We start from the raw sequence: 22333 nt of genomic DNA on the forward strand, positions 1-22333 counted from the left end.
TTCAGTCAGATCAGAACTTCACGCCAACCGTCAGGCCATAGGTCCGGGGATCCGGGAAATAGGCCAGGGTCAGGCCGCCGAAACCGGGGCCGAAATCGATGAAGTTCTGCGCGTTGGCCTGCTTGGTCAGGTTCTTGACCCAGGCCGACACGTCGAGCTTGGCACCGCCCACGGACAGGTCAGCCAGCGCGGCGCGCAGGTTGATCATGGTCCGGCCCTTGGACTGCGTGTTGCCCGCCACCTGCGTGGTGTAGGGATCGCCGACCAGGGCATAGGGGAAGGTGTAGTACTTCGACACGTGGTTGAGATCGCCGATCAGGCTGAACTTGCCCCAATCGCCGCTGATCACGTCCCAGTTCACGCCCATGCTGGCGGTGAACTTCGGCGTGTGCGGGAAGGCGCGGTTGTTCGACACGTCGACGCCGCCATCCATGTAGCTCTTGTACTTGGATTCCAGCACCGCAAGCGACCCGTTGATTGTCAGCGCCGGGATCGGCTTCACAATCGCTTCCAGTTCCAGCCCGCGGATGCGGGCCTTGGCGGCGTTGGTCACGATCGAGGACGCCGCGCTCTTGGCGGTGAACACCGAAAGCTGGATGTCCTTGTGCTCGTCCCAGAACCCGGCGAGGTTCAGGATCACCTTGCCATCGGCCAGCCTGGACTTGATCCCGACTTCATAGCTGTCGACCAGCTCGGGCTTGTAGGGATTGCACAGTTCACTGGCATTGCCCGGCGCGGTGGAGCAGCTGAACGGGCTGCCGATCAGCGCCGACACGTCGGTTTCGCCGTTGAACCCGCCCGACTTGTAGCCACGCGCCCAGCGGGCATAGACATTGACGTCCGGCGTCGCTTCATAGGCCAGGGTCACCGCCGGGGTGAACTTGTTGAACGTGGCATCCGGCACGCCGCCGTAGTTCAGGTTGAACAGCGGCACGGTCGGCGAGCCAACCCCGAAGAACCGGCGAATGTCCTTCTTTTCGTGGGTGTAGCGACCGCCCAGGGTCAGGGTCAGCGGATCGGCCAGCTTGTAGTCGATCTGGGTGAACACCGCGAACGCCTTGGTGTGCCCGCCGTAATCCGACTGCAGCACGGTCGCGCCCGGCAGAGCCAGCTGGTTGAGGAAGCCGAAGAAGCGTTGCGGCCCAAGCGTCTCGGCCTTTTCATCGTAGTAGAACGCGCCGACGACATACTTCAGCTTGTCGTCCAGCGCCACGCCGCTGGCCTGCAGTTCCTGGCTGAAGGCCCGGAAATCGGTCAGACGCTTGGTGGTGGCGATATCGAGCGGCGAACCGTCGAGATCGATCGAGTCTTCCCACTTCAGCTTGCGGTAGGACGTGATCGATTTGATCGTGACCGCATCCAGATCCAGCGTCGCGGTCAGCGCGTGGCCCATCGAACGCGAATATTCGTAGTTCGGCGAAGCATCGACGCTGCCGGTGCTCTGGCGGGTCTTGCTGGCATAGAGACCCAGCGGGGCAATCGCCTGCAGGAGGGCCGGATCGGTCCACAGATCGTTGAACGAAGCCGGATTGTTCGCCAGCACCGAATAGAGCTGCGCAAAGTCCGGACGCTGCTTGTTGCGGCTGTAGTCGAACGCATAGTCGAGCGTCAGCGGGCCTTCCGGCTTGAGCCGGGCCTGGACCATGAAGCTCTGCCCGTCGATGTCGTTGATCGAGGTCAGCGAGTTCGGCTTGGCCAGGAAGGCCGCCGGATAGGGGTTGGGCGTGATCTTGACCATGCCGTCGCGCTTGGTCAGCTGACCCGACAGCTTGACCGACAGCGGACCGGCCGCCGGCAGGTCGAGCACGGCCTTGGCGCGCCAGTAGTCATAGTTGCCATAGGTCACTTCGGCGCTGGCGCGCAGTTCGCCCGAAGGCTTGCGCGACACCAGGTTGATCGCCCCGGCCAGCGCGTTGCGGCCGTAAAGCGTGCCCTGCGGCCCGCGCAGCACTTCGACGCGTTCCAGATCGGCGATGTCGAAGATCGAGCCCTGGACCTTGGCGACATAGACGCCGTCCAGATAGAGGCCGACCGCCGGTTCCCAGGTGATCGCCGGGTTAATCGTGACCGAACCGCGGATCGAGATCTGCGCCGCCGTCTTGTTCGACGGGGTGCGTTCGATCTTCACGTTCGGCGAAACCGAACCCAGTCCGTCGATCGAGGTGATCCCGCGCGATTCGAGGAACTGGCTGCCCACCGCCGAAATGGCGATCGGCACGTCCTGGATGTTTTCCGCGCGCTTCTGCGCGGTGACGACGATTTCACCGATACCGTCATCGTTACCCTGATCCGCCGCAGCATCCTGCGCGAAGGCGGGCATGGAAACCAGCGCACCCAGCGAAACCAGGGCGGTGGTGGCCAAAAGTCGCTTCATGATATTCTCCTCCCGAGTTAGCCTTTCCGGCTTTCCTTGCCAGAAATTGCGTAACTGCGATCGCGCGCATCTACGCGAACTGGTGTTGCGACACAATTGAAAATTGGATAGCGTAGCGCGGAACAAGGCAAATTACGCGAAGGGAGAGAAATGCTGACGATTGCACTGGCCGCCGCCGCCGCATTGCCCGACCTGGCCCAGTGCCAGGCCGCCGCCAGCGATCCGCAGGCCGCATTGGCGCAAAGCATCGGCCTGCAAGGCTATATCTACGGCTATCCGCTGGTCGACATGCTGAAGCAGCGCTTCAACGAAACGCACCGCACCAGCCCGGGCCAGCCGGTCGCCGCGCCGGTCAACCAGATCGCGATCTATCCGCACCTCCTGACCCCGGCCACCCAGGGACAGCTGCGCGCACCCAATTCGGATACGCTGTATCTGAATTCGTGGGTCGATCTGTCGCGCGGGCCGGTGCTGATCGACACGCCGGACATGGGAACGCGCTACTACACGCTGGCCTTCATGGACCTCTATGCCCGGCCGTGGCACCTTGGCACCCGCACCAATGGCGGCAAGGCGCGGCGCTATGCGCTGGTCGGGCCGTCGGGCGGCACGGTGCCCGATGGCTACGAAGTGTTCCGCCTGCCCACCGATACCGCCTGGATGCTGGGCCGCGTGCTGGTCACCGGGCCGCAGGACGAACCCGCCGCGCGCAAGCTGGCCGAAGCAATCGTGATGCGCGGCGCACCGGGCGAGCCGGTGACCGACGCCGCGCCGCTCAGCCCGTTTGGCAGCCTGGCCTACTTCCAGCTGCTCAACCAGGCGCTGCGCAGCGTCCCGGCCAAGCCGGGCGAGGAAGCGCTGATGGCGCAGTTCGACCGCGCCGGGTTCGGCCCCGGCGTGGTGTTCGATGAAGCCAAGCTGAGCGCCGGGCAGAAGCTGGGCCTGGGCTGCACGCTGCGGATCGGGCCGGACGTGCTGAAAGCCAACGGTTTCCGCCCGACGCAAAGCGGCAACGGCTGGCTGCTGTCGCGGGCGATGGACAATCCCGGCAACGATTTCCTGCTGCGGGCCGAAGCGGTGCGCGGCGGCTATGTCAACGCGCGCGAGGAATCGATCTATCCCGCCGCGATCCAGGATAGCGCCGGGCAGTGGCTGAACGGGGCGAACAGCTACCGCATCCGTTTTGCCAAGGGGCAGCTGCCGCCGGTTGACGGGTTCTGGTCGCTCACCGCCTATACCGCGCAGGGCGTGCAGCTGACCGAAAACGCGATCCGCCGCTATACCATCGGCGATCGCACCAAGGGGCTGAAGTTCGCCAAGGACGGCTCGCTTACCCTCACCCTCTCCGCCGCGCGCCCGCGCGAAGGCACCGCCAACTGGCTGCCGGTTCCGGCCGCAGGTTTCACTCTGGTCGCGCGGCTCTACCTGCCCCGGCCGTCAGCGCTGGACGGCAGCTATCTGCTGCCCCCGGTCGAAAGGATCACCGAATGACAGACACTGCCCTCCTCGCCCGGATCGACCGGCTGGAATCGCTCGACGCGATCCGCCAGCTCCCGGCCAAGTATGCGCTCGCGCTCGACATGCGCGACATGGACGCGATGGTCAGCCTGTTCCCCGCCGACGTGCGGGTGGGCAAGGATGCCTCGGGCCGGCAGGCGCTGCGCGCCTACATGGACCGCACGCTGCGTTCGCCCTTCACCGGCACGTCGCACCACAGCGGCGGGCACGTGATCGAATTCGACGATGCCGATCATGCCCACGGCGTGGTCTATTCCAAGAACGAGCATGAAACCGGCGACGAATGGGTCATCATGCAGATGATGTATGTCGACGATTACGTCCGCCAGGACGGGCGCTGGCACTTTGCCCGCCGCCTGCCGCTGTACTGGTACGCCACCGATCTCAACAAGCCGCCGATCGGCGACAAGAAGATGCGCTGGCCCGGCACCGAATGGGTGGAAGGCAACTTCCACAAGCTGTTCCCCAGCTACAACGAGTTCTGGGCGCGCGAGGGCGATCACGGCGGGCCGGTGGCCGAACCCGCGCCGCTGGACAAGTACCTTGAAACCATGCGACGCGGGGCTGCGCCGCCCAAGGTGAAGGTGCGCGCCGACTGACGGGAGAGGACGCGATGAAGCATCTGGGCTGGATCGGACTGGCGGCGCTGGGCGCGGCCAGCGTGGCAGTGCTGGCGGATGAACCGGCCAGGCCAGCGTTCAAGATCCCGCCCGGCTACATCGCGGCCGAAAACGTCCCCGACAGCGCGCAGCTGGTGCCCCCGGCCCCGGCGCGCAAGTCGGGCGCCGAACAGCGCGACAAGGCGGCGAGCAAGACGGCGCTCGCCGCCCACGGCACGCCGCGCTGGACCGTGGCGACCAGCGATGCCGACCTGTTCACACCGAAAGCCACCGGGGCGCTGAGCTGCGCCGCCGGCTTCGACATCTCGGCCCAGGCCACTCCCGCGCTCGACAAGTTGCTGCGCCGGGTGATGATCGATTTCGGCCTGTCCACCGGCAAGGCCAAGAAGCTCTACAACCGCGACCGCCCGTTCGAAGTGAACAAGCGTCCGATGTGCACGCCCGAGATTACCAGGATGCTGGAAGCGGATGGATCCTATCCCTCCGGCCACAGCGCGATCGGCTATGGTTGGGGCATGGTGCTGGCGCAGCTGGTGCCCGATCGCACCACCCAGCTGATGGCGCGCGGCCGGGCCTTTGGCGAAAGCCGCCGGTTCTGCAACGTCCACTGGCAAAGCGATGTCGAGGAAGGCCGCGTGATCGCCGCCGCCGTGTTCGCGCGGTTGCAGACCGAACCCGCATATCAGGCCGACCTGCAGGCCGCGCGGGATGAACTGTCCAAGACCCCGCGCCAGGCCCCCAGCCGCGACTGCGCAGCAGAGGCAGCGGCGCTCGCCGGGGGCTAAAGCTCCGCCAGGAATTCCAGCAGCAACGCGTTCACCGGACCGGGCGCTTCCAGCTGCATCATGTGCCCGGCGTGCGGGACCATCGCCACGCGCCGCACCTGTCCGTGATAGTCATGGATCGCGGCGAGCGGATCGTCGCCGTGCCAGGCTTCCAGGTCCACGTCGCGGTCGCTGCCGATGAAGAAGTAAGGCTGCGTGGTCTTTTGCCCGCGCCAGGCCGCGCGCTGGTGCCAGCGCAGGTCCATCGCCCGGTACCAGTTGAGCCCGCCGGTAAAGCCGGAGCGTTCATAGTCCGCGACCACGGCGTCCATCACCTCTGTCGTCAGCCACGACCACGGCAGCGGCGGCGCTTCGGGCAGCGCTTCAATATAGGGCGTGCCGGGGGGATGCTCCCACACGTTGAGATAGCGGTATTCGCCCGACAGCGCGTAATAGACCCGTTCCAGGAACTTGCGCGGCTCGGCATTGAGCGCGGCATCGGCCACGCCGGGTGCGCGGAAATAGTCGATGTGCACGAAGTGGCTCTGCGCCCATTCCGCCGCCTCGGCGAGCGGGGTGATGTCGGCGCGGTCGGCGTAGAACGGGTTTTCCAGCGCCACGATCGCCCGCACCCGATCTGGGTGCAGGTGCGCGCAGTCGATCACCGCGAAAATCCCGAAGTCGAGACCCGCGAACACCGCCTGCGGCAGCCCGAGATGGTCAAGCAGGCCCGCCAGGTCCCCGGCGGTCTGGAAGCAATCGTAGGATTCGGGCTCGACCGGTCCTTCGGTCTGCCCCATGCCGCGCATGTCGGGCACGATCACCCGGTAACCCGCCCCGGCCAGCGCGGCGATCTGGTGATGCCAGCTGATCCAGGTGTGGGGAAAGCCGTGGCACAGCACCACGGGCTCGCCCTGCCCGGCCTCAACCCAGTGCGTGTGGATCCCGTTGATCCGCGCGGTGTGGTGGGTCAGGCCGGGCAGATTCATGGGCGTTACATCCGCTGCGAGGAAATGTTGCCGCCGTCGATCACCAGTTCGCTGGCGGTGATGTAGCTCGCTTCGTCCGAAAGGAGGAAGCGCACGGCGCGGCCGATCTCCTCGGGCTGGCCCAGCCGCCCCAGCAGCACCCGCCGCTCGAACGATCCGGGCGGCAGCGCATCGACCGAGGGTTGCAGCATCGGCGTCAGGATCATCCCCGGCGAAACCGCGTTGATGCGGACGCCGTCCGTCCCCAGCCGGTCCGCCAGCGAGCGGATCAGCCCCAGCATCCCGCTTTTCCCCGCCGTGTAGACCGGGTTTACCGCGTTCCCCAACGTGGCGTTGATCGAGGCGATGCCGACCACGGCCGAGCCGGGATTGGCCTGAAAATCGCTCAGCAGATCGCGGCACAGCAGCGCCAGCGGGCGCAGGTGCGTGTTGATCCCGTCGGCCCAGACCTCCTCGGTCAGCCCGTCGAGCGAGCCCTGGTCAACCACGCCCGCCGAATGGACCAGCCCGCCGATGCTGCCCATGGCCGCGCGGCTGGCAGCAATCGCGGCGGCGTAGGCCCCCGTATCGCGCAGATCGACCGCCTGGCCGATCGCGGCGACGCCGAAGGCCGCGGCAATGCCTTGCGCTTCGGCCTCGGCCTTGGCGGCGTTGATGTCCCACAGTGCTACCGGGCGGCCGACCGCCGCCAGCGCGCGGGCAGAGGCAAGGCCGATGCCCGATGCGCCGCCGGTGACGATCACCCCGGTGGCGGGGCTGGCCAGCCGGGGGTTCAGACCGGTGGACATGGTCAGAAGTAGTAGCTGGCGCCGTTGGCCACCAGCACCGAACCGTTGACGAAGCTGGCGTCGTCGCTGGCCAGGTAGGCCACCGCCGCCGCGATTTCGCTGGGGTCGGCCATGCGGCCCAGCGGCACGCTGGCTTCCATCGCCTTGATCCAGTCGTCCGGGATGCCCTGCATGATCGGGGTGTTGGTCGGCCCCGGGGCAACCGCGTTGACGCGGATCTGGCGCGGGGCCAGTTCACGCGCCAGCTGGCGGGTCAGCCCGATCACCGCCGCCTTGCTGGCGACATAGTGCGCGCTGCCCTCGCCCGACTGGGCGCTGGTCGAACTGATGTTGACGATCGAACCGGGATTGCCGTCCTCGGCCAGAACCTTGGTAAATTCGCGGCAGACATAGAAGGTGCCGTTGAGGTTCACCGCCATGACCCCGGCCCAGCCTTCGTCACCCATGTGGATCAGCTGGTCGACGATCACGTCGCTGCTGCCCTTTTCGGCCAGTTCGGCGTTGCGCTGCGCCATCGCGCCATAGAATTCGTCCGAACCATCGCCGGCGGCGCGGCCAGTGCCGGCATTGTTGACCGCAATGTCGAGCCGCCCGAAGGCCGCCCGCGCCGCGCGGATGCAGCGCGCCACATCGGCGCTGTCGGTCACGTCGCACTTCAGCCCGAGTTCAGCGCCGCTGGCCTTGGCCGCGTCCTCGTCCATGTCGAGTGCGGCAACCCGCGCGCCTTCTGCCGTAAGCCGCTCGACAATCGCCTTGCCGATGCCGCGCCCCGCGCCCGTTACTACCGCGCCGCGCCCGGCCAGTTTACCGCTCATGCATTTGCTCCTGTCATGTCCTGCACGGCGATGAACCCGAAAGTCATCGCCGGGCCGATGGTTACGCCCGCGCCCGGATAGCTCTCGCCCATGGCCGAGGCCGCGCTGTTGCCGATGGCATAGAGGCCGCCGATCGGCTGGCCGTCCTTGCCGATCACCCGCGCCTTGGCATCGGTCAGCAGGCCGCCGTTGGTGCCGATGTCGCCCGGATAGATCGGCATGGCATAGAACGGCCCCTTGTCGAGCGGGCGCAGGCAGGGATTGGGGGTCTGGCTGGGATCGCCATACATCTTGTCATAGGCGGCCTCGCCCCGGTGGAAATCGGGGTCCTCGCCCTTGGCGGCAAACTGGTTGAACCGCGCCACGGTGGCCGAAAGCGCCGCCGGGTTGACGCCGATTTTCCGCGCCAGTGCTTCCACGCTACCCGCCTTCTTCAGGATCGAGCGGGTGCGCGGCCCCAGCGCGAAATCGGGCCAGCCGGGATAGACCGGGCCCATCGGGAACTTGCCGCGATAGGTCGCGTCGAACACCATCCAGCTCGGGCTGGCGTCGCCGTGTTCAAGCTGGCGGCGGGCCATGACCTGCCCGGTGACGTGATAGCTGGCCGCCTCGTTGAGATAACGCTCGCCCGAACCATTGACCATGATGCAGCCCGGCAGGGCGCGTTCGATGGTGCACAGCCGGCCACGATCCTCACCCGGCACATAGAACACCGGCGCGGCCCAGGCCGACTGCATGTTCATCGTGTCGGCGCCAACGTCGATCCCGGCGCGGATCCCGTCGCCGGTGTTGCCGCTGGTCCCGCCCGAATAGAGCGCAGTCGGGTAAAGCGGCGCAAACTCGTCGCGCATCGCCTGGTTCTTGTCGAAGCCCCCGGCGGCCAGCACCACACCCTTGCGCGCGCCGATGCGGATGGTCTTTCCCTGGTGATTGGCGACAATGCCGACCACCTTGCCGCCGTCGCGGACCAGCTCGGTCAGGCCGCATTCCAGCCACAGCGGCACGCCCTTCTGGTTCATCGCCAGCCGCAGCCCGCCCGCCAGCGCATTGCCCAGCGTCAGGCGGCGGTCCTTGCGCGATTTCAGGCGGAACGGCAGGTCGAGCCAGTACTTCACCACCGATTTCGCCAGGTGCGTGATCCAGCCCTTGCCGCGGTAGAGCAGCAGGTACGTCTCGTCGAAATGCCAGTTGAGATAGCCGAACAGGCTGGCCGCGGGCGAGGCGAAGCGCAGCGTTTCCACGTCCTTGCCCAGCGGCTTGCCATCGAGCGGCAGCGGCAGGTGGGTGCGGAAACCGGTGGGCGATCCGCCCGGATTTTCGGCGTGATAGTCAGGATAGGGGAACGCCAGGTAGCGCACCGGGGTCTTTTCCATCAGCCAGCGCAGCATCGGCGCGGCATTGTCGACATAGGCGCGGATATTGGCATCGGGCACGTTATCGGCCGACAGCGCGCGCAGGTAGGTGAAGGCATCGTCGAGGTTGTCCTCGAATCCGGCTTCCTTCGCCACGTCGCTGCCGGGGATCCAGATTCCCGCGCCCGAAGTGGCCGAAGTGCCGCCCCACAGCGCTTCCTTTTCGATCACCAGCACGTCGGCATGGCGTTCGGCGGCGGCCAGCGCGCAGAGCATGCCGCCCGCGCCCGAACCCACCACCAGCACATCGACTTCCTTGTCCCAGGCCGTGGTCATCTGCTTACTCTTCCGTCAGGTAGAACTGCGGCTGCCGACGTGCGACAATCCCCGCGTTGCGATTGGAAAAGCCCGGCTCAAGCGCTTCGGGCTGCGGAATGATCCAGTATTCGCCGCGCTCCACCGCGTCGAGCACCAGGGGCGCGAATTCATCGCCGGTCAGGCCGTTCTGGTCGAGCAGGTCGGTCATCAGCTTGTGGAACTGCGCGGCCGATCCCGGCGGCGGTTCGCGGAAGATGCCCGATTTGACCGGACCGGGGGCAAGCAGCGACACCTCGATCTTGCTCTTGATCAGCTTGAGTTCGCCCGCCAGGCTTTCGGTCAGCGCGACGGCGGCAAACTTGGTGCTGGTATAGGGCGCCATCAGCGGCGATGGCAGGAACCCGCCGACCGAAGCCGTGTTGACGATCCGCGCCGGGCGGTCCGCCGCCAGCAGGCGCGGCACGAAGGCGCGGATGCCGTTGACGATCCCGCCAATGTTGACATCGAGCGAGCGCTGCCAGGTTTCCGGGCTGATTTCCCAGATGAACCCGGTGGACAGCACCCCGGCGTTGTTGAACAGCAGGTCAACCTGCCCGTGTGCGGCATAGGCCGCATGGGCCAGCGCCTCGCACGAGGCCGGTTCGGTCACGTCGCAGGCGACCGCCATGGCCGCCGTGCCGATCTCGTCCGCCACGGCCTGCACGGCTGCCGCATCGCGGTCGGCCAGCACAACCTGCATTCCGCGCCGCGCCGCCTCCCGGGCCAGGCCCGCGCCGATGCCCCCGGCCGCGCCGGTGATGACCGCGACCTGGCTCATGCGAACTGCGCCGCCACGTCGGCCACGGCGTTCGCCACGTCATTGCGGCGATAGCCCAGCAGCGCCACTTCGGCCGGATCGGGATTGACCCGCACCCAGTTGCCGCGTCCCTGCGGGATGGCGACATCGGGCAGCAGCGGCATTTCCGCGTCGCGTTCCTCAACCTGGACCGGGCTGCCCACGGCATCGAAGAACAGCTGGAAATAGTCGCGGAAGCTCAGGTTCTCGTCGCCGACGAGATAGGCTTTGCCCGGCTCGCCGCGCAGCAGCGCGCCTTCGATCGCTTCGGACAGCGACTGGAACGACATGAAATTGGTCCCGCCGGTCGGGGCGTAATGCTCGATCGGGATCAGGCCCTTGGCCCACTGGACATAGGGTTCGAAGATCTGGCTGGGCAGGCCCGGCACCGATCCGACCATGAACGGCGCGTTGACGCTGACCACGTCGAAGCCCGGCGCGCCCTGCGCCCGCGCGCCTTCGCAGGCCGCCTTGCGCGAACGGATATAGCCGTTGGTTTCGAGCAGGTCCGGGCTGGCCTGGTGGTAGTATGAGCCCAGCTGCACCGCGCGCTTCACCCCGGCTTCGCGGGCTGCGGCGAAGAAGGCGGGGACCATCTCGTGGTTGGCCTTGTAGAGAAACTCCGCAAAGTCGCTGCCCTGCGGCACGTGGCGCGGATCGTTGCCGGCGGCGAAGACCACCCAGTCGAACCCTGCCAGCTTTTCGGGCGTGTAATCTCCCGCGATGTAGTCGCCCTGGACGAAGGGCATCGCCGCCATCGGCGTTGCCGGGTTGGCGGGGTTGCGCCCGCCGATCGACACGTCGTGCCCCTGCGCCGCCAGATGGATCGCCGCATGGCCGCCCAGCGCACCACTGCCGCCCACTACCAGTACCTTCATTGTCCTGTCCCTTCGCTGGCCGCGCCGCCCTTGACGGTCACCGGCCACACCTCTTCCCAGTCCACCACCAGTTGGCGGCGGATAAAGCGCCATTCGCCCGCCTCGCGCCGCCAGCTGTCCTGATAGCGGATCGCCCAGCTGAGCACCGCGTCCTGATCGTTCAGCAGGTGATCGGCGGTGCAATAGGTTTCGCCGTTGGCATTGTCGCCGTCGATCGTCGCGACGACCTGATGGACCTTGTGCTGCGTGGCGCGGAACATCTGGCCGAGCATGTCGATCGACCCCAGGTTCGCCTCGCGCCCGGCGATTGAAAAGCCGGGGCCTTCGATAACGCAGTCAGCGGCCAGCACCGCACGCCACAGGTCCTTGTCGCGCCGGTCCGCGCCTACGGCGTAAAGCTCGGCGCAGCGCCGCAGGGCGGCATGTTCTGCCCCGCTCATTGACCGGGGATCTTGAGGCCGTTGCCGCTGACCATCGGCACCACGGTCCATTCGCCGGTCGGCGTGCGGGTCCAGCCCGCCGCCGCCAGCGCGCCGCCATCGACGTGGATCGCGCTGCCGGTAACCCAGCTGGCCAGCGGGCTGGCGAGATAAAGCGCGGCACCCGCGCAATCCTCCGGCCGGCCGAACCGACCCAGCGGAATCCACTTGTCCATGTTGGCGCGGTTTTCGGGCGGGATCATCACATCCAGCGCGACCTGCGGGGTATCGGTGGTTTCCGGGGCGATATCGTTGACCCGGATGCCTTCGGGCGCGAGTTCCAGCGCCAGGCTCTTGGTGAAGCCCGCGATCCCCGCCTTGGCCGCGGCATAGACCGTGCAATAGGGAATGCCGCGATAGGCCTCGATCGAGGTGATGTTGATGATCGAGGAACCCGGCGCCGCCTTGCGCAGCAGCGGCAGCATCGCCCCGGTCATGCGCAGGAGTTGCCCCAGGTTGACGTCGAGAATCTCGTCAACCTGATCGCCCGAGAGCATCGCGAAGGGCAATGCGTGGACGAAGTGGCCGACATTGTTGACCAGCACGTCGAGCTTGCCCGCAACCTTCTCCACGCGCTGCGCCAGCAGCGCGGGCGTAGCGCGGTCAAGCACGTCGCAGACCACCACTTCGGCATCCGGCAGCGCGGCAGCTACTGCGGCCGCGCGTTCGGGGTCGATCTCGGCAACGATCAGTTTCGCCCCGGCCTTGGCAAAGCCTTCGGCGATGCCCCGGCCGATGCCGACCCCGCCGCCCGTTACCAGCACCGTCTTTCCCGTATAATCCAGCATCGGCCCTCTCCCAAAAGCCAACCGCGCCCCCTTGTCAGGGCAGGTAGAGCTGTACCGCCTTGCCGCCATCGACCGGCAGCGCCGCCCCGGTGATGTAGCTGGCTTCGTCAGACAGCATGAAGGCAATCGCGTTGGCCACTTCACGCGGGCGTGCGCCGCGCTGCATCGGGATCGCGGCAACCGTCTTCTGGCCCTGTTCGCCCGCCTTTTCGAGGTAATCGTCGGTCGCGGCGGTCAGGATCATGCCGGGGATCACGGTGTTGACGCGCACGTTGGCCGGCGCGCCTTCCATCGCCGCGACGGCGGTGAACTGGATCAGCGCGGCCTTCGATGCCGAATAGCTCGACATATAGGGTGCAGCCTTGATCCCGTTGGTCGAGGCGATGTTGACGATCGAGCCCGAGCCCTGCTTCATCATCGCCTTCATTGCCGCGCGGGTGCCGGTGAACACGGCGTCCGCGTTCACGGCGAAATCCTTGCGCCAGTGATCCATCGTCAGGTGGGTGATCGGGGCATAGTGCACCGACATCGCGTTGTTCACCAGCATGTCGATTCGCCCGTGGCGCGCGACGATGTCCTCGATCAGCGCGGTGTAGGCCGCCTCGTCCGAGACGTCGAGCTGGTGGGCTTCGAACGTGCCAAGGCCGGACAGCGCCTTCTCGGCCTCGTCCAGCTTTTCCTTGCGGCGGGCGCAGATCGCCACGGTTGCGCCGCGTTCCAGCAGGACCTGCGCCGTGGCGAAGCCGATGCCGTCGCTGCCGCCGGTGATCAGCGCAACCTTGCCTTCCATGTCTCGACTCACAATAAGTATCCTTCTCCCTAGCCTTCGACGCATTTTGCGGTTATACAGGGGTCATTGTCAACGCCATGCGTAACAATGGCGGCATCAAATTACGTGTTTTTGGGAGAAGGCATGTCGAATCTGTCAGGCAAGGTTGCAGTGATCACGGGTGCCGGCCAGGGCGTTGGCCAGGGCATCGCGCTGGCCATGGCCGCCGCTGGCGCCAAGGTGGTGGTCGCCGGGCGCACACTCGAAAAGGTTGAAGTCACCGCCGAGGCGATTCGCGCCCGCGGCGGCGAAGCGCTGGCACTGGCCTGCAACGTCAAGGATGCGGCTGACCTCGCCGCGCTGGTCGATGGCACCGTCAAGCAGTTCGGCAGCGTCGACATCCTGGTCAACAACGCGCAGGAAGTGCCGCTGGGCAAGCTGCTCGACGTTACCGACGAAGCCTTCATGGCCGGGTTCGAAAGCGGCCCGCTCGCCAGCTTCCGGCTGATGAAGCTGGTTCACCCGCACATGGTCGCACGCGGCGGCGGGACGATCATCAACCTGGCGAGCAGCGCCGGGATCCGCTGGGACATGACCGGCTATGGCGCCTATGCCGCGGTCAAGCAGGCGATCCGCTCGCTCACCCGCGCGGGTGCGGCCGAATTCGGCGGCGACAAGATCCGCGTCCTCACCGTTGCCCCCCACGCGGAATCGCCGGGGCTGAAGTGGTGGGTGGAAAACAACCCGGAAGAAGCCAAGGCCTTCTTCCGCACCATCCCGCTGGGCCGGATCGGCAAGCTGGAGGAAGACATCGGCCAGGCGGTTGTGGCGCTGTGCGGTAGCGACATGGCCTATCTGACCGGCGCAACCATCCCGCTCGACGGCGGGCAAGCGAACTTCGACTGATGGAAAAGGTGATCGCCGCGCTGTGGGCCAAGCCGGGGGAAGACCGGGCCACGTTCAACGCGCGCCTGCGCGCCGCCCTGCCCCAGGCGCTGCAGGCCGCCGGGGCCAGCAAGGTCCGCCTCAACCTGCGCGACGCCGAGGTGGAACCCGCCGCCGCGCTGGTCCAGCGCTGGCAGGACCCGCAGCAGGACGCGGTGGTCCAGTTCTGGCTGCCCAGCGCCAACGCGGTGTTCCGCGCCGATGTGGATGCGGCGCTGGCCGCACATTGCGCCCGCTTTGCCCTGTGGCTGGTGGCGGAATCGACAATCATCGCCAACACCGCCCATGCCCCCGCGCCGGGCGCGCGGACCTGGGGCTGGTCGCAGGCCAGCTTCATCTCGTTCCGCCCGGACCTTGACCGGCAGGCCGCGATCGCGGTCTGGCACAGCCACCACACCCGCGTGGCGATCGATACCCAGGCGAACTTCGAATATGTCCAGAACCTGGTGGTCCGCCCGCTGACCGAGGGCGCGCCAGGCTATGACGCCTTTGTCGAGGAATGCTTCCCGGCCGAAGCGATGACCAACCCGCAGGCGTTCTATGACGCCGTCGGCGACGAGGCCAAGTTCCAGGCGAACCTGACCACCATGATGGACAGCTGCGGCCGGTTCATCGACTTTTCCCGCATCGATATCATCCCCACCAGCCAGTACGATTGTTGAGGCGCGCCATGAACATGATGCAGCAGCTTGCCCATCGCCAGAGCTTCAGCCCCGCCCTGCCCCGCAGTGCGAGAGAGGCAAAGGTGGCCCGCGAATCCAGCGTGCCGCCGCGCGTGATCGCCCGGATCGCCACCGCCGATGCGCTGGTCCAGGTGCTGGAATGGGAATGGCCGGAAGCGGCCGAACACACCATCGTCGAACAGGACCTGATGCTGGAGCAGTTGCTGCCGCCTTTCGCCAATGGCGCGGCGGCCGCTTTCCCGACCATCGCGCCGGGGACCAACTGCCACATCGGCACGCTGTTCCTGCGTTACCCCGGAGTGGCGATCAAGACGCTGTCGCAGGGCGGGCTGACCCGGATGCTGCGCGTGACCTTCTCTGACGCGAAGAAGCAGCAGATCCTCTCGGGCCGACACGTCCCCTCGCTGGCGATGATGCAGACGCTGATGAACCTGCGGGTCGAGGCGATCCGCACGGTCATGCGGCTGCTGCTGCGCGAGGCCGAGAATGCCGAGCTGGGCTCCCCTGCCGCCGGCGCCGCGCTGGTCAAGCTGCTGGAAATCGAACTGGTGCGCCTGCTCGACCAGGATCTGGAACCCAAGGCCGGCGGGCGCCTTGCCCCGTGGCAGTTCAAGCGGGTGCGCGAGCGGCTCGAAGCCGGCGGCATGCGCCCCAGCGTGTCGGAACTGGCCAGCCTGTGCGGCATTTCGGTGCGCCACCTGCACCGCCAGTTCCTCAACCTGACGGGCGTGACCATTTCCGACTATGTCGAAACCCACCTGGTCGGCCGGGCCAAGACCATGCTGTCGACCACGCCGATGACGATCAAGCAGATCGCGCTGGCTGCCGGGTTCGAACACGCCAACAGCTTTTCACGCACCTTCCGCCGCGCCACAGGGATGACCCCGATGCAGTACCGCCAGCTCAAGACGGGCAAGCGCGAGGCCGAGGGCGAACTGGTCAACTGACCGTGGCGAACCCGTCCGGCAGATGGAAAGCCAGCTTGCCGGGCGCGCCAGAAAGAACATTTTCGGACATGGCTGGCGAATTGCGCAGGCATACGGGGTCATGATACGAGTGCTTCGCAAGCAGATTCGGTCACGAACCGATCATTGCGTAATCATGGCGGCTGAAATGTCCGCAGATCGCGTGTAAAACACAATTCGGGCCGCGCATTGCGCGTCCTGGCGGGAGAGATTGGAATGGCTAATGGCAGGGTAGCGCTCGTTACCGGGGCAAGCCGGGGCGCCGGGGCAGGGATTGCTCGCGGCCTGGGCGAACTGGGCTATACCGTCTATGTCACGGGCCGCACGATCGCGCCCGGCAATGCCAAGGGCTGGGACGGCACCGTGCTGCCCGGCACCGTGGCGGAAACCGCTGCCCTCGTCACCGAACGCGGCGGCAAGGGCATTCCGGTGGTCTGCGACCATGCCGACGATGCGCAGGTCGAACGCCTGTTCCAGCAGATCATGGATGAACAAGGCCGGCTGGACGTGCTGGTCAACAACGCCGCCTTCATCCACCACCAGCTGATCGAGAAGAAGCCGTTCTGGGAAAAGGAACTGGCGGCACAAGGCATTCTCGATGTCGGGCTGCGTTCGGCCTATGTCGCCAGCTGGCACGCGGCGAAGATCATGGTGCCGAAGGGCAGCGGGATCATCGCCATGACCAGCTCGTTCGGCGCAAGCTGCTACATGCACGGCCCGGCCTATGGCGCGCAGAAGGCGGGCCTCGACAAGCTGGCCCACGACATGGAGCATGACCTGCGCGGCACCGGGGTGATCGCGGTGTCGATCTGGCTTGGCCCGCAGGTGACCGAACGGGCGATGATCGCCAAGGACGTCAATCCCGAACAGTACGAAGGGTTCATGGCCATGGCCGAGAACCCGGAATTCACCGGCCACATCATCGACGCGATCGACCGCGCGCCCAACCGCGACGAGCTGTCGGGCCAGACCCTGATCGGCGCGGAAGTGGCGCTGGAACTGGGCATCAAGGACCGGGGCAAGGACCGCCCCTCGCACCGCGAGATGCTGGGCAGCCCGCGTCCCAAGAACCCGGCGGCGGTGTACTGAGCCATGGCCAGCCAGTTCCACCTTGCCGACCTGTTCGAAACCGTTGCGGCGACCGTGCCGGACCGCGTGGCGGTGATCGGCGACAGCGCGCGTTACACCTTTGCCGAACTCAACGAGCGCTGCGACCGGCTGGCCGCGGGCCTGGCCGCGCACGGCGTGGGCCGGGGCGATACGGTCGGGCTCTACATGTACAACAGCCCGGCCTATCTCGAAGGCTTCATCGCCGCCTGCAAGCTGGGCGCGGTGCCCTACAACGTCAATTACCGCTACCGGGCGGAGGAACTGCGCTACCTGTTCGCCAATGCCGACAGCGCGGCGATCATCCACGGTGCGGAGTTCTCGCCCATCGTGCGCGAAGTGCGCGAGGACGTGCCGACGCTGAAAGTCACCGTCGCGGTCGATGATGGCTCGGACGAGGATATTTCGGGTTCGGTCCCCTATGCCGAGCTGCTGGCCCACGAGCCCGGCGGGCCGTGGGAGCGGGGCGAGCAGGACTACCTGCTGTGCTACACCGGCGGCACCACCGGCATGCCCAAGGGCGTGATGTGGCCGCATCGCGCGTTCTTCTTCGCCTGCGCGGGCGGGGCCGGCTATTTCAACCCGCATGGCCCGGCCAGGGAACCGCAGGACATCGAAAGCCGCGCCCGCGATGGCTACCCGCTCAAGCTGTTCCCGCTCGCGCCGCTGATGCACATGGCGGCAGTCTGGGCGGTGTGGGGCGCGCTGCTCAACGGGCTGACGATCGTGCTCGACGAAGGCCGGGCGTTCGATCCCGAACGGATGCTGGACACCGCCGTGCGCGAAGGGGCGAACATGATCCAGTTCGTCGGCGATGCCATGGCCACCCCGCTGCGCGACACGCTGCGCGCCCATCCCGGCCGCTGGAACCTGGCCCACGTGGTCAACCTGGGTTCGGGCGGCGCGGTATTCTCGCAGCACCTCAAGGACGATCTCAAGGCGCTGGTCCCCAGCGCGGCGATCACCGATGGCATGGGCTCGTCGGAAACCGGCGTGTCGGGCCCTGCCGAAAAGTCCGAGGAAGGCGTGATGCGCCTGCCGGCCAACGACACCCAGCAAGTGGTCGTCGATGACCGGCTGGCCCGGGTCGGCGAAACCGGCTTCGTCGCGCGCACCGGCAACACGCCGATCGGCTATTACGGCGACCCGGTGAAGACCGCCGAAACCTTCGTCACGATCGACGGCACGCTGTGGGCGGTGTCGGGCGATGCCGCGCGGCTGGATGACGACGGGATGATGACCGTGTTCGGGCGCGGCTCGACCTGCATCAACACCGGCGGCGAAAAGGTCTTCCCCGAGGAAGTGGAAGAGGCCCTGCGCAGCCATCCGGCGATTTTCGACGCGGTGGTGGCCGGTCAGAAGGACGAACGCTGGGGCGAACGCGTGATCGGCATCGTCTCGCTGCGCCCAGGTGCGGCTCAACCCGATCTTGCTGCGGTCAAGGCCCACCTTGCCCCGCTGCTGGCGGGCTACAAGGTGCCCAAGGCGCTGGTCTGGGTGGACGAGGTGAAACGATCCCCGGCGGGCAAGCAGGACTACCGCTGGGCCAAGGACATGGCGGAGCAGGCGCAATGAGCGGCGAAGTCGACCCCATCTTCGCGGCGATCACCGCGCCCGGCCAGCCCTTCTCGATCGAGGAGCGCGACGGGCTGCGCCAGTTCGTCAATATGCCGCAGGATCTCAACGTGTTGATCGACGCGGCGCGGCGCCACGGCGACAAGACCTTTATCGTCGAAGGCGACCGCCGGCTAACGTTCGAACAGGTCTTCGCCTGGCGCGATGAACTGGTCCCGCTGCTCAAGATCAAGCATGGCGACCGCGTCGCGATCTGCATGCGCAACCGGACCGAATGGATCATCGCCTTCCTGGCGACGGTCAAGGCCGGCGGGATCGCCGCACTGATGAACAGCCGCGGCTCGCCGGCCGAACTCGTCGCGATGATCGAGGACGTGACCCCTGCCCTGGTCATCGCCGACAGCGAGCGCGCGGACCTGATCCGTCAGGGCGGCTATGCCGGCGCGATCTATGACCTGACCAATCCGCCCGAACACATCCCCGAAGGCCACACCGAAGACGTCGATCCGACGCCTTGCGCGCCGAATGATCCGGCCGCGATCCTGTTCACCAGCGGCACCACCGGCCGGGTCAAGGGCGCGGTGCTGACCCATCGCAGCCTGACCACCGGCCTGCTCTCGATGCAGCTGTCGGGCGTGATGGTGCTGCACAACTGGGCGCAGAAGCTGGGGATGAGCCCCGAGGCGCTGGTGGCGCAAATGCCGCAGCAGGCGGTGCTGCTGGTCTATCCGCTGTTCCACATCTCCGGCCTTGGCTCGGCGTTCCTGTCGCCGCTGTTCGCCGGGTCGAAGGTGGTGATCATGCGCCGCTGGGACGCGCAGGAAGCGGTGCGGATCATCAAGGACGAACAGATCACGATGTTCACCGGGGTGCCCACCATGCTGTGGGACCTGCTGCACAACGCCAAGCTCGCCGATGCCGACCTGTCCTGCTTGCGCAACATCGCCTCGGGTGGCCAGGCGCTGCCCGTCAACCTGCTCGACGAGATCCGCGAAGTCTGCCCGCAGGCGCAGATGGGCACCGGCTATGGCATGACCGAATGCTCCGGCGCGATCGCGCAGGCCGTGGGCGAGGATTTCGTCCGCAAGAAGGCTTCGGCCGGGCGCATCCTGCCGCTGGTCGACGTGCGGATCGAAGGGCCGGATGGCTCGATCCTGCCGCGCGGTGAAGCGGGCGAGATCGTGGTGCGCGGCGCGCAGATCATGGCCGGGTACTGGAACAAGCCCGAGGATACCGCTGCCGTGCTCAGCCCCGATGGCTGGCTCAAGACCGGCGACGTCGGGCTGGTGGACGAGGAAGGCTATGTCTTCATCGTCGACCGGACCAAGGACATGGTCATTTCCGGCGGCGAGAACATCTACTGCGCCGAGGTCGAGCGCGTGCTGGGCGAATTGCCGGGCGTGACCGAATGCGCCGCTTTCGGCATCCCGGACGAACGGCTGGGCGAACTGCTCGTCGCCGTGGTCGTCGCCAAGGGCCTGACCCAGCAGCAGATCAAGGACGAAGTCGGCAACCGCCTGGCGCGCTACAAGGCGCCGGGCCACGTCGCCTTTTCACCCGAATCCCTGCCCCGCAACGCCGTGGGCAAGGTCGACAAACGCAAATTGCGCGAGGCCTGGCCCGCGCTCATCGGAGACAAGTGACCATGGCCATGCCCACCGACATCAAGGTGATCGACTGCATGCTCGGCATTCCCGAAGCGGAAGACCGCGGCGACTGGTTCACCAGCTTCCGCCCGCTGATCAAGGACGAGCAGACGCTGCAGCAGTTCTCGATGCCCGCGCAGTACATGTTCAAGGACGTGCCGCAGACCGGCGCGGTGGACGATTTCGTCAAGTGGACCGTCGACCAGATGGACCGCTTCAACATCGACAAGGCGATGGTTGGCTGGAACGACAACGCCACCAGCCGCCGCGCCAAGGAAATGTTTGGCGACCGGTTCTTCTTCGACCTGCCGTGCGATCCCAACAAGGGCGTGGAGGAAGTGCGCCGGATCAAGCGGATCCACCAGGAAGTGGGTCTGTCGGCGATCAGCGTCTTCCCCAGCGGCACGCTGCCGCAGGTGGCGATCAACCACAAGTACATGTTCCCGCTCTATACTGCGGCGGCGGAACTGGGCATTCCGATCTGCCTCAACGTCGGCATTCCGGGTCCGCGCATTCCGATGGAAACCCAGAAGGTCGAACATCTGGATGAGATCTGCTGGTTCTTCCCGGACCTCAAGATCGTGATGCGTCACGGCGCCGAACCGTGGGAAGCGCTGGCGGTGAAGCTGATGCTGAAGTGGCCGAACCTGTACTATTCGACCAGCGCCTTCGCGCCCAAGCATTACCCCAAGGCGATCATCGATTACGCTAACACCCGCGGCGCCGACAAGATCATCTACGCGGGCTATTTCCCGATGGGCCTGAGCCTTGACCGCATTTTCGGCGACATGCCGAACGTGCCGTTCAAGGACGAAGTCTGGCCGAAGTTCCTGAGAGAAAACGCCATCAAGGTGTTCGGTCTTTAACTAGACAAGGTGAGGAGAAGGGAGCTGGGAAGTCTGCTCCCGCGTTTTATCCCGGTCCGGTGAGACAACCCCCCGGCCCGGCCCTCCCGCAAGACGGGAGGACAAGCAAGGAGACTGTTCATGTCCAATGCTGAAAACCGTCCCGCCGGCGATGCCCGCACCGCGCCCGTCGCGGTCTGGTCCGTCCTCGAAAAGCTCAAGGGCCAGGACCTGATCGACTGGCGGCTTGCCCCGGTCGAAGGCCGCAACTCGATTGCCGAACGCAATCTCGACATCGGCTTTCCGTTCGGCTGGTATCCGGTCGACCTTTCGGCCGATATCGCCGTGGGCGAAGTCAAGCCGCTGCGCTATTTCAGCCAGGATCTCGCCATGTGGCGCGGCGAAGATGGCAAGGTGCGGATCATCGACGCCTGGTGCAAGCACATGGGCGCGCACATGGGCCATGGCGGCAAGGTCAGCGGCAACCTGCTGGAATGCCCGTTCCACGCCTGGCGCTATGACGGCGAAGAAGGGACCGTGAAGGAAATCCCCTATTCCAAGTCGATCCCGCCGCAGGTCAAGCGCAAGTGCACCCGCACCTGGCACGTGACCGAAGCCAACCGCTGGATCTGGGTGTGGTATCACCCGCAGGATGTCGCCCCGCTGTGGGAAGTCGTGCACCTGCCCGAAGCGACCGATCCCGAATGGACCGAATATGACGTGTTCGAATGGAACGTCTATGGCTCGGTTCAGAACATGGCCGAAAACGGCGTCGACGTGGCCCACTTCAAGTACATTCACGGCACTGCCAACGTGCCGCTCGGCGATCTGCGCTGGGGCGAATGGGGCCGCGGCGCCGACGTCCATGCCAAGATGGGCACCCCTTGGGGCGAAGTCGATGGCTCGATCTGCTATGACACCATGGGCCCGGGGCAAAGCTGGACGCGCTTCACCGGCATTTCGGAAACGCTGCTGGTCGCCTGCCTGACCCCGGTCGAGCTGGATCACGTCCACGTCCGCTTCTGCTTCACCCAGCCCAAGTCGCAGGCCCAGGGCGAACGCGCCGGCGTGGCCAAGGCGATCATCCGCGACATCTGCAAGCAGTTCGACCAGGACAAGGTCGTCTGGGACCGGATGAAGTACGAACCCAACGCCCTGATCTGCGAAGGCGACGGCCCGATCGCGCAGTTCCGCAAGTTCTACGCCCGCTATTACGTGAGCGAAGACGGCGGTGACAACGTGACCCCGATCAAGGCCGCCGGGTGAAACTGACCCGGCGC

Annotated in this window: 21 protein-coding genes; 11 read left to right on the plus strand and 10 right to left on the minus strand. The window is 66.4% G+C overall.

Features of this window, described 5'->3' with window-relative positions:
• Positions 1 to 10 precede the first annotated feature (10 nt).
• On the minus strand, positions 11 to 2374 hold the full coding sequence (locus ACE3N9_RS05720; protein ID WP_374281746.1) for a TonB-dependent receptor: 2364 nt from the start codon (positions 2372 to 2374) through the stop codon (positions 11 to 13).
• Positions 2375 to 2524: 150 nt separating this feature from the next.
• On the opposite strand from ACE3N9_RS05720, the gene ACE3N9_RS05725 reads away from it, so the two are divergent.
• From ACE3N9_RS05725 to ACE3N9_RS05735, 3 genes are read left to right on the plus strand one after another with little or no spacing between them, the layout of a single operon-like run.
• The gene (locus ACE3N9_RS05725) at positions 2525 to 3865 is read left to right on the plus strand and encodes a DUF1254 domain-containing protein (protein ID WP_374281748.1); all 1341 of its coding nucleotides are present in this window, start codon (positions 2525 to 2527) and stop codon (positions 3863 to 3865) included.
• Entirely contained in the window at positions 3862 to 4491 is a 630-nt protein-coding gene (locus ACE3N9_RS05730) for a nuclear transport factor 2 family protein (RefSeq protein WP_374281750.1), read from the plus strand. Before ACE3N9_RS05725 ends, ACE3N9_RS05730 begins: the two co-directional genes overlap by 4 nt.
• Before the next feature lie 14 nt (positions 4492 to 4505).
• Positions 4506 to 5297, plus strand: a complete 792-nt coding sequence (locus ACE3N9_RS05735) for a phosphatase PAP2 family protein (protein ID WP_374281752.1) — start codon at positions 4506 to 4508, stop codon at positions 5295 to 5297.
• On the opposite strand, the gene ACE3N9_RS05740 is transcribed toward ACE3N9_RS05735, so the two are convergent.
• Genes ACE3N9_RS05740 through ACE3N9_RS05780 form a run of 9 tightly spaced genes read right to left on the minus strand, consistent with a single transcriptional unit; the run spans position 5294 to position 13320 of the window.
• Positions 5294 to 6265, minus strand: a complete 972-nt coding sequence (locus ACE3N9_RS05740; protein WP_374281754.1) for an alpha/beta hydrolase — start codon at positions 6263 to 6265, stop codon at positions 5294 to 5296. The two genes, ACE3N9_RS05735 and ACE3N9_RS05740, sit on opposite strands and share 4 nt — an antisense overlap.
• A gap of 5 nt (positions 6266 to 6270) precedes the next feature.
• Positions 6271 to 7053, minus strand: a complete 783-nt coding sequence (locus ACE3N9_RS05745) for an SDR family NAD(P)-dependent oxidoreductase (RefSeq protein WP_374281756.1) — start codon at positions 7051 to 7053, stop codon at positions 6271 to 6273.
• A gap of 2 nt (positions 7054 to 7055) precedes the next feature.
• Positions 7056 to 7868: an SDR family NAD(P)-dependent oxidoreductase gene (locus ACE3N9_RS05750; RefSeq protein WP_374281758.1), complete on the minus strand. Its 813-nt coding sequence runs from the start codon at positions 7866 to 7868 to the stop codon at positions 7056 to 7058.
• Entirely contained in the window at positions 7865 to 9556 is a 1692-nt protein-coding gene (locus tag ACE3N9_RS05755; RefSeq protein ID WP_374281760.1) for an FAD-dependent oxidoreductase, read from the minus strand. Before ACE3N9_RS05755 ends, ACE3N9_RS05750 begins: the two co-directional genes overlap by 4 nt.
• 4 nt (positions 9557 to 9560) lie before the next feature.
• Entirely contained in the window at positions 9561 to 10355 is a 795-nt protein-coding gene (locus ACE3N9_RS05760; RefSeq protein ID WP_374281762.1) for an SDR family NAD(P)-dependent oxidoreductase, read from the minus strand.
• Positions 10352 to 11251: an NAD-dependent epimerase/dehydratase family protein gene (locus ACE3N9_RS05765; protein ID WP_374281764.1), complete on the minus strand. Its 900-nt coding sequence runs from the start codon at positions 11249 to 11251 to the stop codon at positions 10352 to 10354. Before ACE3N9_RS05765 ends, ACE3N9_RS05760 begins: the two co-directional genes overlap by 4 nt.
• Positions 11248 to 11691, minus strand: a complete 444-nt coding sequence (locus tag ACE3N9_RS05770; RefSeq protein ID WP_374281766.1) for a nuclear transport factor 2 family protein — start codon at positions 11689 to 11691, stop codon at positions 11248 to 11250. The genes ACE3N9_RS05765 and ACE3N9_RS05770 overlap by 4 nt, the downstream gene beginning before the upstream one ends.
• Positions 11688 to 12518 carry an SDR family NAD(P)-dependent oxidoreductase gene (locus ACE3N9_RS05775; protein ID WP_374281768.1) on the minus strand — a complete coding sequence of 277 codons (831 nt, stop codon included), beginning with the start codon at positions 12516 to 12518 and terminating at the stop codon, positions 11688 to 11690. Before ACE3N9_RS05775 ends, ACE3N9_RS05770 begins: the two co-directional genes overlap by 4 nt.
• Positions 12519 to 12552: 34 nt before the next feature.
• On the minus strand, positions 12553 to 13320 hold the full coding sequence (locus tag ACE3N9_RS05780) for an SDR family NAD(P)-dependent oxidoreductase (RefSeq protein WP_374281770.1): 768 nt from the start codon (positions 13318 to 13320) through the stop codon (positions 12553 to 12555).
• 111 nt (positions 13321 to 13431) lie between these two features.
• On the opposite strand from ACE3N9_RS05780, the gene ACE3N9_RS05785 reads away from it, so the two are divergent.
• The 8 genes from ACE3N9_RS05785 (at position 13432) to ACE3N9_RS05820 (ending at position 22319) form a co-directional block, all read left to right on the plus strand.
• On the plus strand, positions 13432 to 14193 hold the full coding sequence (locus ACE3N9_RS05785; RefSeq protein ID WP_374281772.1) for an SDR family NAD(P)-dependent oxidoreductase: 762 nt from the start codon (positions 13432 to 13434) through the stop codon (positions 14191 to 14193).
• Positions 14193 to 14894, plus strand: coding sequence for an EthD domain-containing protein (locus ACE3N9_RS05790; protein ID WP_374281774.1), 702 nt, complete (start codon positions 14193 to 14195; stop codon positions 14892 to 14894). Before ACE3N9_RS05785 ends, ACE3N9_RS05790 begins: the two co-directional genes overlap by 1 nt.
• A gap of 8 nt (positions 14895 to 14902) precedes the next feature.
• Positions 14903 to 15862: a helix-turn-helix transcriptional regulator gene (locus tag ACE3N9_RS05795; protein WP_374281776.1), complete on the plus strand. Its 960-nt coding sequence runs from the start codon at positions 14903 to 14905 to the stop codon at positions 15860 to 15862.
• A 234-nt stretch (positions 15863 to 16096) separates the two neighbouring features.
• Positions 16097 to 16969 carry an SDR family NAD(P)-dependent oxidoreductase gene (locus tag ACE3N9_RS05800; RefSeq protein WP_374281778.1) on the plus strand — a complete coding sequence of 291 codons (873 nt, stop codon included), beginning with the start codon at positions 16097 to 16099 and terminating at the stop codon, positions 16967 to 16969.
• 3 nt (positions 16970 to 16972) lie between these two features.
• On the plus strand, positions 16973 to 18562 hold the full coding sequence (locus ACE3N9_RS05805; RefSeq protein WP_374281780.1) for an AMP-binding protein: 1590 nt from the start codon (positions 16973 to 16975) through the stop codon (positions 18560 to 18562).
• On the plus strand, positions 18559 to 20205 hold the full coding sequence (locus ACE3N9_RS05810; protein WP_374281782.1) for a class I adenylate-forming enzyme family protein: 1647 nt from the start codon (positions 18559 to 18561) through the stop codon (positions 20203 to 20205). Before ACE3N9_RS05805 ends, ACE3N9_RS05810 begins: the two co-directional genes overlap by 4 nt.
• Positions 20206 to 20207: 2 nt before the next feature.
• Positions 20208 to 21074, plus strand: a complete 867-nt coding sequence (locus ACE3N9_RS05815; protein WP_374281998.1) for an amidohydrolase family protein — start codon at positions 20208 to 20210, stop codon at positions 21072 to 21074.
• A 120-nt stretch (positions 21075 to 21194) separates the two neighbouring features.
• Positions 21195 to 22319 carry a Rieske 2Fe-2S domain-containing protein gene (locus ACE3N9_RS05820; RefSeq protein WP_374281784.1) on the plus strand — a complete coding sequence of 375 codons (1125 nt, stop codon included), beginning with the start codon at positions 21195 to 21197 and terminating at the stop codon, positions 22317 to 22319.
• Positions 22320 to 22333: the final 14 nt, after the last annotated feature.

This window comes from Novosphingobium sp. (genome assembly GCF_041905565.1).
Classification (GTDB): domain Bacteria; phylum Pseudomonadota; class Alphaproteobacteria; order Sphingomonadales; family Sphingomonadaceae; genus Novosphingobium.

Excerpts from the sequence above, each read along its gene's own strand:
- ACE3N9_RS05720 (WP_374281746.1), bottom strand. The coding sequence starts at position 2,374 with ATGAAGCGACTTTTGGCCACCACCGCCCTGGTTTCGCTGGGTGCGCTG.
- ACE3N9_RS05725 (WP_374281748.1), top strand. The coding sequence starts at position 2,525 with ATGCTGACGATTGCACTGGCCGCCGCCGCCGCATTGCCCGACCTGGCC.
- ACE3N9_RS05730 (WP_374281750.1), top strand. The coding sequence starts at position 3,862 with ATGACAGACACTGCCCTCCTCGCCCGGATCGACCGGCTGGAATCGCTC.
- ACE3N9_RS05735 (WP_374281752.1), top strand. The coding sequence starts at position 4,506 with ATGAAGCATCTGGGCTGGATCGGACTGGCGGCGCTGGGCGCGGCCAGC.
- ACE3N9_RS05740 (WP_374281754.1), bottom strand. The coding sequence starts at position 6,265 with ATGAATCTGCCCGGCCTGACCCACCACACCGCGCGGATCAACGGGATC.
- ACE3N9_RS05745 (WP_374281756.1), bottom strand. The coding sequence starts at position 7,053 with ATGTCCACCGGTCTGAACCCCCGGCTGGCCAGCCCCGCCACCGGGGTG.
- ACE3N9_RS05750 (WP_374281758.1), bottom strand. The coding sequence starts at position 7,868 with ATGAGCGGTAAACTGGCCGGGCGCGGCGCGGTAGTAACGGGCGCGGGG.
- ACE3N9_RS05755 (WP_374281760.1), bottom strand. The coding sequence starts at position 9,556 with ATGACCACGGCCTGGGACAAGGAAGTCGATGTGCTGGTGGTGGGTTCG.
- ACE3N9_RS05760 (WP_374281762.1), bottom strand. The coding sequence starts at position 10,355 with ATGAGCCAGGTCGCGGTCATCACCGGCGCGGCCGGGGGCATCGGCGCG.
- ACE3N9_RS05765 (WP_374281764.1), bottom strand. The coding sequence starts at position 11,251 with ATGAAGGTACTGGTAGTGGGCGGCAGTGGTGCGCTGGGCGGCCATGCG.
- ACE3N9_RS05770 (WP_374281766.1), bottom strand. The coding sequence starts at position 11,691 with ATGAGCGGGGCAGAACATGCCGCCCTGCGGCGCTGCGCCGAGCTTTAC.
- ACE3N9_RS05775 (WP_374281768.1), bottom strand. The coding sequence starts at position 12,518 with ATGCTGGATTATACGGGAAAGACGGTGCTGGTAACGGGCGGCGGGGTC.
- ACE3N9_RS05785 (WP_374281772.1), top strand. The coding sequence starts at position 13,432 with ATGTCGAATCTGTCAGGCAAGGTTGCAGTGATCACGGGTGCCGGCCAG.
- ACE3N9_RS05790 (WP_374281774.1), top strand. The coding sequence starts at position 14,193 with ATGGAAAAGGTGATCGCCGCGCTGTGGGCCAAGCCGGGGGAAGACCGG.
- ACE3N9_RS05795 (WP_374281776.1), top strand. The coding sequence starts at position 14,903 with ATGAACATGATGCAGCAGCTTGCCCATCGCCAGAGCTTCAGCCCCGCC.
- ACE3N9_RS05800 (WP_374281778.1), top strand. The coding sequence starts at position 16,097 with ATGGCTAATGGCAGGGTAGCGCTCGTTACCGGGGCAAGCCGGGGCGCC.
- ACE3N9_RS05805 (WP_374281780.1), top strand. The coding sequence starts at position 16,973 with ATGGCCAGCCAGTTCCACCTTGCCGACCTGTTCGAAACCGTTGCGGCG.
- ACE3N9_RS05810 (WP_374281782.1), top strand. The coding sequence starts at position 18,559 with ATGAGCGGCGAAGTCGACCCCATCTTCGCGGCGATCACCGCGCCCGGC.
- ACE3N9_RS05815 (WP_374281998.1), top strand. The coding sequence starts at position 20,208 with ATGGCCATGCCCACCGACATCAAGGTGATCGACTGCATGCTCGGCATT.
- ACE3N9_RS05820 (WP_374281784.1), top strand. The coding sequence starts at position 21,195 with ATGTCCAATGCTGAAAACCGTCCCGCCGGCGATGCCCGCACCGCGCCC.